Raw genomic sequence first — 7,053 nt, 5'->3', positions numbered from 1 at the left:
GGCCACAGCCGGGCATCGTCCGGTACCGGCGGCGCGCGCAGTGCCGTGCCCAGCGCCAGCACCGGCGTGCTGTCGGTCAGCGCCAGCGGAGCACCCGGCAGCAACGGTGCCAGCACGACCAGCGGCAGCAGCCACCAGCTGCGGTACACCAGCGCCGGCCCCCCAAGGCGACGCAGCAGGGGGCGCAGCGCAGCCAGCAGCAGCACCGCCAGCGCCAACCACGTGCTCGCCTGCACCAGGCCCTGCAGCAGCTCAGTCATGGTCGAGTTCCTGGATCAGTTTCTTCAGTTCGGCGATGTCCTGCGCGCTCAGTTCGCCGCGCTCGCTGAAATGCGCCACCAGCGGTGCCACGCGACCGGCGAACAGCTTGTCCAGCAGGCCGCTGCTCTGTTCGGCGACCCAGGCCTGGCGCTGCAGCAGCGGCGAGTAGAGGTAGCGCCGGCCGTCTCGGCTGGCGCTGATCGCGCCCTTGGTGAGAAGGCGGTTGAGCAGGGTCTTGATGGTTGGCTCGGCCCAGTCGCGTTGTGCCAGCGCGGCCACCACCTCATCGGCACCCAGCGGGTGCCGGTTCCAGAGCACTTCCATGACCACCGCTTCGGCTTCACTGATCTGGCTCATCATTTACATCCGTAATCGACGCACCGATTACGCGCGTAATCTTTTGTCGTGTCAAGCCCCCGTGTCGAGAGCCGTTCAAACCGGAAATGCTGTAATGCCGGAAAGCCTTTGCAGGAACGCACCGCATGACCGAGCACCTCACCGATCTGGACGCGGCCACCGACTGGTTGTTGCAGCGCGTGGACGGGCCGCTGCGCATCGGTGCGCCACTGGCGCTGGGCAAGCCGCACCGGCTGCTCAATGCGCTGTATGCGCGGGTTGAAAACGATCCGTCGCGCCCGCTGCAGATCTACACCGCGTTGTCGCTCAACCCGCCCAAGCCGGGCGGCGGGCTGGAGGCGCGCTTCATGGCGCCATTCGCGGCCCGCCACTTCGGCGAGGATTTCCCGCGCCTGGCCTATGCCGACGCAATGGTGCGCGACCGCCTGCCGGCGCACGTGCAGGTGGAAGAGTTCTACATGCAGTCCGGCGCCCTGCTCGGCTCGTCGCAGGCGCAGCGCGGTTATACCAGCCTCAACTACACCCATGCCGCCGACGCGGTGGCGCAGCGCGCGCCGCATGCGATCGTGCAGAAGGTGGCGATGCGTCCCGACGACCGGCGGCTGTCGCTGTCGTGCAACAACGACATCACCCAGGACACGATCGACGCGATGCTGGCGCGCGGACTGCCGCGGCCGCTGCTGATCGCCGAGATCGATCCGCAGCTGCCCTACCTGGGCGGGTCGGCGACGGTGGATGTGTCGTTCTTCGACCTGGTGATCACCCCGCCGGCGCCCTACCCGGCCCTGTTCGGGCTGCCGCGTCAGCCGGTCACCGATGCCGACTACGCGATCGGCCTGTACGCGAGCGCGCTGGTGCGCGACGGCGGCACCCTGCAGATCGGCATCGGCACGCTGGCCGATGCGATCAGCCATGCCCTGGTGCTGCGCCACACCGACAACGCGCGCTACCGGCAGATCCTGCACGCGCTGGACCCGACCCTGGCCAGCCATCCCACGGTACTGGAATGTGGCGGGCTGGAGCCGTTCGAGGTCGGCCTGTACGGCTGCAGCGAAATGCTCAATGAAGGGTTCCGCCGGCTGGTGCAGACCGGGGTGATCCGGCGCAAGGTGCACGACGACCTGGCACTGATGGAGCGGATCGAAAGCGGCAGCACGCTGACCATCGACCACGCCACGCTCGAGGCCGAGGGCGAGTACCTGCACGGTGCGTTCTACCTCGGCTCGCCGGAGTTCTACCAGTGGCTGCGCGAGCTGCCGGACGCGGAGCGCAGCGCGATCGGCATGCGCCGGATCAGCGAGATCAACCAGCTGTACGGCGGCAATGAGACGCTCGAACGCCTGCAGCGCCGGCATGCGCGCTTCTTCAACTCGTGCATGATGGCCACCGCGCTGGGTGCGGCGGTTTCCGATGCGCTGGAAGACGGCCGCGTGGTGTCGGGCGTGGGCGGGCAGTACAACTTCGTGGCGATGGCCCATGCGCTGCCCGAGGCCCGCAGCGCGCTGATGTTCCGCGCGGTGCGCGAGGACAAGGGCCGGCTGCAGTCGAACGTGCGCTGGAACTACGGGCACACGACGATCCCGCGCCACCTGCGCGACATCTACATCAACGAATACGGCATCGCCGACCTGCGCAACCTGACCGACGAGGACTGCGTGGTCGGCATGGCCGGCATCACCGATGCCGCGTTCCAGGCCGAGCTGCTGCAGACCGCCAAAGCCTCGAAGAAACTGGACACCGACTTCGTGGCGCCCGAGCACTGGGCGCGTCGCAATACCGCCGCCGCGGTCAGCGCGTCGCTGGCGCCGTTCCGCCAGTCCGGCGCCCTGCCCGACTACCCGCTGGGCAGCGATTTCACCGAGGTGGAGCAGCACCTGGTCAAGGCATTGGGCTGGCTGAAGCAGAACACGCAGACGCGCGGCGCCAAGCTGCGCACTGTGCTGGCCGCATTGACCCAGCAGGCCGGCGACGGCGACGTGGTGTACCTGCAGCGGATGGGGCTGGACGCACCGAAGACGTTCGGCGAAAAGGTGGAAGCGCGCCTGGTGCGGCTTGGATTGGCGCGCACCGCGTAACGCTGAAAGAGTGGCCCGGCATTGAAGCGGCGCGCATCGCGCGCCAACAACGGCAGATCATCGCCCGGCGCGCAAATGAAAACGGCGCTTCCGTTTCGGGAAGCGCCGTCTGGACTACGTCGGTTGCTGGCGCTTAGTTGGCCAGCTGCGCCTTCGCAGCGGCGACCACCGCATCGGTGGTGATGCCGAAGTGCTTGTACAGCGCTTCAGCCGGTGCGGAGGCACCGAAGGTGTCGATGCCGACCACGGCACCGTCCAGGCCCACGTACTGGCGCCAAAAACCGGTGACGCCGGCTTCCACCGCCACGCGGTTGCGCACGGCGTTCGGCAGCACCGATTCACGGTACGCCGCGTCCTGGCGATCGAACACGTCGCTGGACGGCATCGAGACCACGCGGGCCTTGATGCCGGCCGCGTCGAGTTCGGCCTTGGCCGCGACGGCCAGCCCCACTTCCGAACCGGTACCGATCAGGATCACGTCCGGCACGCCGCCTTCGGCGTCGGCCAGCACGTAACCGCCGCGGGCGATCTGCGCCACCTGTTCGGTGCTGCGCGGCTGGTGCGGCAGGTTCTGGCGGCTGAACACCAGGCAGCTCGGGCCGTCCTGGCGGGTGATCGCCGACTTCCAGCTGACCGCCGATTCGACCGCATCGCACGGACGCCACACGTCATTGTTCGGGATGTAGCGCAGCGAGGCCAGGTGCTCCACCGGCTGGTGGGTCGGGCCGTCCTCGCCCAGGCCGATCGAGTCATGGGTGTAGACGTGGATGGCGTGCGCCGGAATCAGCGCGCTCATGCGCACGCCGTTGCGGGCGTAGTCGCTGAACACCAGGAAGGTGGCGTCGAACGGAATGAAACCGCCATGCAGCGCCAGGCCGTTGGCAATGGCGGTCATGCCGAACTCGCGCACGCCGTAGTACACGTAGTTGGCGTTCGGGTCGTCGGTGGCCACCGACTTGCTGGCCTTCCACAGGGTCAGGTTCGAGTGCGCCAGGTCGGCCGAACCGCCGACCAGTTCCGGCAGCAGCGGTGCGAAGGCTTCAATGGCCAGCTGCGAGGCCTTGCGCGAGGCGATGGTCTGACCTTCGGCCTGGACCTGGGCGATGTAGGCGTCGGCCTTGGCCACGAAATCGGCCGGCAGCTCGCCTTCCGAACGGCGGGTCAGCTCTTCGGCTTCGGCCGGGAACTGCGCGGCGTACTTGTCGAACTGCTGTTCCCACTCGGCCTGGCGCAGGGTGCCGGTTCCACCGGCACGCCAGCCGGCGTAGATGTCTTCGGGAATCTCGAACGGGCCGTAATTCCAGCCCAGCTGCTTGCGGGTGGCTTCCAGCTCGTCCTTGCCCAGCGGTGCGCCGTGGCTGGATTCCTTGCCGGCCTTGCCCGGCGAACCAAAACCGATCGTGGTGCGGCAGCAGATCAGGGTCGGCTTGTCGCCCTGCGCCAGCGCGCTGTCGATGGCGGCCTTGATGCTGTCCGGGTCATGCCCATCGACGCCGCGCACCACGTTCCAGCCATAGGCTTCGAAACGTTCGGGGGTGTTGTCGGTGAACCAGCCTGCGGTGTTGCCGTCGATGGAGATGTGGTTGTCGTCCCAGAAGCAGACCAGCTTGCCCAGGCCCCAGGTGCCGGCCAGCGAGGCCGCTTCGTGGGAAATGCCTTCCATCAGGCAGCCGTCACCCAGGAACACCCAGGTGCGGTGGTCGACGATCTCGTGCTCGGGGCGGTTGTAGCGCTGGGCCAGCAGCTTTTCGGCCAGCGCGAAACCAACCGCGTTGGCCAGGCCCTGGCCGAGCGGACCGGTGGTGGTTTCGACCCCGGGGGTTTCATGGTGTTCCGGATGGCCGGCGGTCTTGCTGCCGAGCTGGCGGAACTGCTTGAGCTGTTCGATCGGCAGGTCGTAGCCGCTCAGGTGCAGCAGCGCGTACTGCAGCATCGAGCCGTGGCCGTTGGAGAGCACGAAGCGGTCGCGGTTGAACCACTTCGGATTGTTCGGGTTGTGACGGAGATAGTCGTTCCAGAGGACTTCCGCGATATCCGCCATGCCCATCGGCATGCCGGGGTGACCGGACTTGGCGGTTTCGACCGCGTCGGCGGCAAGGAAGCGGATGGCGTTGGCCAACTGGCGGCGGGTGGGCTGCGTCATGATTCTGTCGGGGTCGGGAGGCGGCCGCGGAGCTGCGGGCGGCATATTGTCCCATAGTCCACCGGCCGGGTCAGGCCGGTCAGGGTCGTGAAGACGGCTGCCGTACACCAACAAAAACGCCCCGCGAGGCGGGGCGCTTTGGATCCGGGCGTGGGCGGTCAGCTTTCGCCGGTGGCCGCGTTGATCACCGCGCAGGTGGACTCACGCTGGAACTTCTCGCCGGTCATGTAGCCACCGGGAGTGAGCTTGGTGACCTCGACCTTGGACGCGTTCGCACCTTCCGGGGTGATGACCACGTTCCACGGCAGGGTGACCTGGCCTTTGCTGCCCTGCGTATTCTGTTCGAACATCAACAGGCCCGATTCCTTGTCTTCAGACTTCAGGGTCAGGCCCGACTTCACCCCTTCGATCTTGATCCGCTTGAAGGCAACGTCCGCGCTCACCGGGACCACGTCCCAGTTGGTGAAGGTGCGGCCCGCGAAATAGCTGCCGACCTGCTTGTAGTTCGGGCATTCCGACTTGGCGCTGGCGTTGAAGGCCAGCAGGCCAAGCGTGGCCGCGATCAGATATTTCCTCATCTGTAGTACTCCTTTCCCCGCACGACGCCAACCCCGACGCCTTCCATGCGCGGGGGTCAGTATCCATGGCATTCCGTGCGCGATCAATTGCCGGGTACGACACGCTCCGAAGTGTGACCATCATCACTCTCACCCTTCGCCACCAGCGTGGTCAGGGCCAGGTCACCGGTAACATTGAGTGCGGTGCGGCACATGTCCAGGAAGTGGTTCACGCCCAGGATCAGGCCGATGCCCATCGGGTCGACGCCGACCATGGCGCAGATCATTGCCACCACCGGCAGCGAGCCGGAGGGCACGCCCGCCGTCCCGATGCCGCCGAGGATGCAGACCAGCATCACCATCAGCTGCTGGGTGATGCTTAGGTCCACGCCGAAGAACTGCGCCAGGAAGATCACCGTCACGCCCTCGAACAGCGCGGTGCCGTTCTGGTTGGCGGTGGCGCCCACGGTCAGCACGAAGCGCGAGACCTTCTGCGGCAGGCCCATCTGGTCGGCCACGCGCAGCGCGGTCGGCAGGGTGGCGTTGCTGGACGCGGTGGAGAAGGCCATCACCGTGGCCTCCTGGGTGTCGCGGAAGAACGCCAGGGGCGAGCGGCCCGACAGCCATACCGCCACGCCGTAGCTCACCACCATGTGCAGGCCCAGCGCCAGCACCACCACGCCCACGTACGCGCCGAGGCGGATCAGCAGGTCGAAGCCGAAGATCGCGGCCAGGTTGAACATGAAGCAGGCCACCGCGTAGGGGGCCAGGCGGATCACCAGGTTGATCAGGGTCATCGAGACTTCGAACACGCCTTCGATGACCTTGCGCAGCGGGGCGGTCTTTTCGTCCGGCGACAGCACCATGCCGATGCCGAACATCAGCGCGAAGAACATCAGCGACAGGATCGCCCCGTTGCTGGACGCGGCGGCCAGCACGTTGCTGGGCACGATCGACAACAGCATGTCCATGCCCTTGGGCTGCTCGCCGATGTTGGCCACGATCTCGCGGCTGCGCTCGACGTTCTCATGCAGCAGCTGCTGGGCCATGGCCGGGTCCACGCCCACGCCCGGCTTGAGCAGGTTGACCAGGACCAGGCCCAGGCCGACCGCCACACCCGACAGCAGGACGGTATAGGCGAGGGTCTTCCAGCCGATCCGCCCGAGCGCGCGGATGTCGCCCATCTCCGACACACCCATCACCAGCGCCGAGAAGATCAGCGGCACGATCAACATGAAGATCAGGTTGAGGAACAGGCCCGACAACGGCGTGGTCAGGTAGGTCATCACCGCACGGGCCGCGTCGGGCAGCCAGGGAATGCCGCCGCCGATGGCGTGGACGATCAGGCCGAGCGCGAGGCCAAGCCCGAAGCCGATAGCCATTTTCCAGTGCAGTGGCAGCTTCTGCCGGGGTGTTGCGGCGTCGGTCATCGGAGCGGCGTTCCTTGGAGATAAGTAAAAGAGCTTAGCAAAGCCGATCGTTCCGGCTCCTTCAGCGGGCCGGCGGATACAGCGGCGGCAGCGCAGTATTCGCCGGCGCGGCGACCGGCTGCCAGTGCGGTCGGTCATGGAAGGCCCGGCGCAGGGCCTGCCGTGCCTGGGCCATGTCGCCCCCGGCAGCGCTCCAGCGCGCGGCCTGCATGTCGCGCAGGGCCTGGCGC

At 67.2% G+C, this 7,053-nt stretch carries 5 protein-coding genes and 1 pseudogene; 1 reads left to right on the top strand and 5 read right to left on the bottom strand.

What is annotated here, in order from left to right; translation table 11 throughout:
- Together RWO33_RS18225 and RWO33_RS18220 are read right to left on the bottom strand one after the other, a co-directional pair.
- Window positions 1–260, bottom strand: a pseudogene (locus RWO33_RS18225) (peptidase); the annotation flags it as partial.
- On the bottom strand, window positions 253–618 hold the full coding sequence (locus RWO33_RS18220; RefSeq protein WP_314106633.1) for a BlaI/MecI/CopY family transcriptional regulator: 366 nt from the start codon (window positions 616–618) through the stop codon (window positions 253–255). The gene RWO33_RS18220 and the pseudogene RWO33_RS18225, both read right to left, overlap by 8 nt.
- 125 nt (window positions 619–743) lie before the next feature.
- Here RWO33_RS18220 and RWO33_RS18215 point away from each other — a divergent pair, with 125 nt between their 5' ends.
- Window positions 744–2,693, top strand: a complete 1,950-nt coding sequence (locus RWO33_RS18215; protein WP_314106632.1) for an acetyl-CoA hydrolase/transferase C-terminal domain-containing protein — start codon at window positions 744–746, stop codon at window positions 2,691–2,693.
- Between the two features lie 133 nt (window positions 2,694–2,826).
- Here the strand turns inward: RWO33_RS18215 and tkt are convergent, their stop codons facing one another.
- The 3 genes from tkt to RWO33_RS18200 form a co-directional block, all read right to left on the bottom strand.
- The gene (tkt, locus tag RWO33_RS18210; protein WP_314106630.1) at window positions 2,827–4,836 is read right to left on the bottom strand and encodes a transketolase; all 2,010 of its coding nucleotides are present in this window, start codon (window positions 4,834–4,836) and stop codon (window positions 2,827–2,829) included.
- 158 nt (window positions 4,837–4,994) lie between these two features.
- A complete protein-coding gene (locus RWO33_RS18205; RefSeq protein ID WP_314106628.1) occupies window positions 4,995–5,414 on the bottom strand; it encodes a hypothetical protein in 420 nt (139 codons plus the stop codon).
- Between the two features lie 83 nt (window positions 5,415–5,497).
- A complete protein-coding gene (locus RWO33_RS18200; protein ID WP_314106626.1) occupies window positions 5,498–6,823 on the bottom strand; it encodes a dicarboxylate/amino acid:cation symporter in 1,326 nt (441 codons plus the stop codon).
- Window positions 6,824–7,053 lie beyond the last annotated feature (230 nt).

Source organism: uncultured Stenotrophomonas sp. (genome assembly GCF_963519925.1).
Taxonomy (GTDB): domain Bacteria; phylum Pseudomonadota; class Gammaproteobacteria; order Xanthomonadales; family Xanthomonadaceae; genus Stenotrophomonas; species Stenotrophomonas maltophilia_AE.
The sequence above is the reverse complement of the archived record's forward strand: the minus strand, read 5'-3'. Positions and strand labels throughout refer to the sequence as shown.

Bases quoted from the DNA above. Each gene is read 5' to 3' on its own strand.
- RWO33_RS18220 (WP_314106633.1), bottom strand. From the start codon at position 618: ATGAGCCAGATCAGTGAAGCCGAAGCGGTGGTCATGGAAGTGCTCTGG.
- RWO33_RS18215 (WP_314106632.1), top strand. From the start codon at position 744: ATGACCGAGCACCTCACCGATCTGGACGCGGCCACCGACTGGTTGTTG.
- tkt (WP_314106630.1), bottom strand. From the start codon at position 4,836: ATGACGCAGCCCACCCGCCGCCAGTTGGCCAACGCCATCCGCTTCCTT.
- RWO33_RS18205 (WP_314106628.1), bottom strand. From the start codon at position 5,414: ATGAGGAAATATCTGATCGCGGCCACGCTTGGCCTGCTGGCCTTCAAC.
- RWO33_RS18200 (WP_314106626.1), bottom strand. From the start codon at position 6,823: ATGACCGACGCCGCAACACCCCGGCAGAAGCTGCCACTGCACTGGAAA.